Raw genomic sequence first — 2,944 nt, forward strand, 5'->3', positions numbered from 1 at the left:
GTAGAAGGGAGATGCCCAAATAGCAGCAACGACAGCCGTAGAACAAACCTGATTGGGAGTGGAAATCCTTTTTGTCACCCTGTCCAAAGGACTCCTACGGAGCGCGTAGTCGAAGGGCAAAAAGATTGTAACGGAAAGCAGGGCTAACAATAATTTTAGCACTCAATTGCTTTCCAAAAAAGATTTTCATCTTCCCTATCGGTCGGTATGTTATCGACCAACAAAAAACTCGGTAATATTTCATTTCGGTCGGTGAGACACCAACCGATAGATTCATTCGAAGGGTAAATTACAAACCCAACGCAGCCTTCAATTTCACATAGCCGGTTTTGCTTACCGGCAGCCAGATATCAGACTTTAACAGCACTACATAACTATCTTTCTCTTTTAGCTCTATTTTGGTCACCTGGGCCAGGTTAATGATATAAGACCTATGGATACGAATAAACTGGCTCACGTCGAGCGTTTGTTCGAAATAAGCCATCGTTTTGTTCTTATAGAAAGCACCGTCAACAGTACTTAATTTTACATAATCATCATCAGCCTCTAAGTAGTTGATATCGGCAACGGGAATAATTTTAATTACGCCATCTTTTTTAACCACTACCCTATTGTTTTGGGCCGGACTTAAAGCTGCCGCATCCAAAACAGCCTCCGTATTTTCGGTTTGATTTAATTTGTTAGGCAGTTTTTTAATGGCTGCATCAAAGCGCGATTTATCGATGGGTTTAAGCAAATAATCTACTGCATTAACCTCAAAAGCTTTAATGGCATATTCATCAAAAGCTGTAGTAAAAATTACCGCAGGTTTATCTTCAACCAGCTCGAGCATTTCGAAACCGCTTATTTTAGGCATTTGGATATCCAGAAAAATTAAATCAGGCTTATGCAGGGTAATGGCTTTTAAACCTTCGAACCCATCACCACATTCGGCTACAATCTCTATTTCTGCATGATCTGAAAGGTAATATTTTACAATATCTCTTGCTAAAGGCTCATCGTCAATTAGTATTGTTCTGATCATTTTTTTGTGGAATTTTTAGGGTGGTAATATATAAATTATTTGCCTCAATATCGGTTTGCAACAGATGGGTATTCGCAAATAACAGATATAACCTGCGTTTAATGGCACTTAAACCAAATCCTGTTCCTCCGGCAGCCTTCATTTCGGGATCAAAAGGATTTTGTACCCGGATCTGCAAAATATTATACTCAACAGTAACATCTATCTTGATGGTAATGCCTGCCGAGGTATTATAAAGTCCGAATTTAATAGCATTCTCTACAATGGGCTGCAATAAAGTACCTGGCAAACAAAGGTTTAAAGTATCTTCAGCCACATTAACTTCGATATTTAACCTGTGGCTAAACCTCACCTTTTCAATATCAAGATACAATTGAATATACTCCATTTCTTCTTCTACAGAAACCCACAATTCGTCATCACGTTTTAGGGTTCCGCGAAGAAAAGAAGCTAATTTCATTATCATTACGCCTGCCTCCTTCGGATTAACCATGGTAAGTGCAAATACCGAGTTTAAGCTATTGAAAAGAAAATGCGGCTGTAATTGATGTCTTAACTTATTTAACTCGGCCTCTTTGGCCAAACTTTTAGCTGCCGATAGCCTTTCGTGTGTTTCTGATTGCTCCTCTAATCTATACCATAAAATATTAGCCAAAGCACACCAGACTAAACACATAAAAGAAATTAAACCCCTAAAGGCAAAAGAGAAATTGTAAAAATCTTTATACTCCTTATAATCAGAAAATATATAGAGCACCACATATTTTGATGCAAAAATAATCACAAAAGTAAGCGCGAGCGTGATAATCAGTACGTACAGTATCCGCTCATTTTTTGGCTGGTAATACCCAAGCATGTTACTGATGCCAATGCAGGCCAAAGCCAATAAAAAATTATTGGTTAAGCTGTCGGTTATCGATATCCACCAGGAAAAATTAACTATATAATGTAATCCTGCACCACACAAAACAGTCCACACTATTGCAATGGTAAGCGATATTTTCTGTATTTGCGGAACGGATAAAGGTCTAGTTGTCAAAATGGTTTTGATTAGTTAATGATTTATTGCGGTGCGCTAGCTTTTCCAGGTATTGCGCAACCGATTTTGGTTCAACAATCCTGGAACTTACTTCTACACCATCAGCAAGTTCTTCCACTGCCGATATCCCACCTACACCTAAAAACTTCCATACTACTTTATCGCCATTACAATTATTAAAAGATGGGTTAAAATGTATAGCATTTAATTTGGCTTTATCTAAAGCCTGCGCAATCCCCTCTGCCTGGATTAAACGCGTTTGTTCATTAAACTGGGGCGTATGTTTTCCCTCACCACAAATTACCTGATAGATACAATTTACTGCAAACCATTTCATAGGCGATGTTTTATAATAAATGTTTAGAAACTTTTAATTTCGATCCCTCCAAATAAAGCTGTCCCATCTAAAATCAATGTTTTTTTCATCTCTGCTACCGGCATTACATGTGATCTTTTATCTTCAACGCTACCAAATAATGCCGTTACATTCGATTTTATTGCCCAGTTTTGTGGTACAATTAATTTAATTCCTCCAAAAACTGCCGTTACATCAAGCGATACCGTTTCAGGAAAATCAGCCTGAGTCATTACAATATCTGCTCCTCCAAATACAGCCGTAATATCGCCGCCCTGAAAGTTTTTAGAGTAGACCGTTTGGTTACTTCCCCCAAAAACGGCCATTACATCAATAACATCATTATTATTTGTGGTCTTCTGATCGGCAGCTGCGTCAAAATCAAAATCGGCTTTATACTTATCTTTAGGTTTTTTCTTAAACACAAAAGCATCCTTTGGTCTGAAGATTAAAAACCCACCTACTATAACCAAACCAATACCTAAAGCGTATTTAGATAAATCAAAATCTAACCCCGGTATATTAC

General features: G+C 37.8%; 4 protein-coding genes. All 4 read right to left on the reverse strand.

Going from position 1 to position 2,944, the window contains the following annotated elements; translation table 11 throughout:
- Positions 1-289: 289 nt before the first annotated feature.
- A complete protein-coding gene (locus AC1DPQ_RS23160; RefSeq protein ID WP_029280416.1) occupies positions 290-1,024 on the reverse strand; it encodes a LytR/AlgR family response regulator transcription factor in 735 nt (244 codons plus the stop codon).
- Entirely contained in the window at positions 1,002-2,063 is a 1,062-nt protein-coding gene (locus tag AC1DPQ_RS23165) for a sensor histidine kinase (RefSeq protein WP_477611008.1), read from the reverse strand. Before AC1DPQ_RS23165 ends, AC1DPQ_RS23160 begins: the two co-directional genes overlap by 23 nt.
- Positions 2,053-2,400 carry a DUF4288 domain-containing protein gene (locus AC1DPQ_RS23170; RefSeq protein ID WP_215128380.1) on the reverse strand — a complete coding sequence of 116 codons (348 nt, stop codon included), beginning with the start codon at positions 2,398-2,400 and terminating at the stop codon, positions 2,053-2,055. Before AC1DPQ_RS23170 ends, AC1DPQ_RS23165 begins: the two co-directional genes overlap by 11 nt.
- Before the next feature lie 23 nt (positions 2,401-2,423).
- Positions 2,424-2,944: LiaF transmembrane domain-containing protein (locus AC1DPQ_RS23175; protein ID WP_477611009.1), on the reverse strand; the 521-nt coding region annotated here is incomplete at its 5' end.

The sequence above is a fragment of the Pedobacter sp. 01T416_2 genome, from assembly GCF_056398925.1.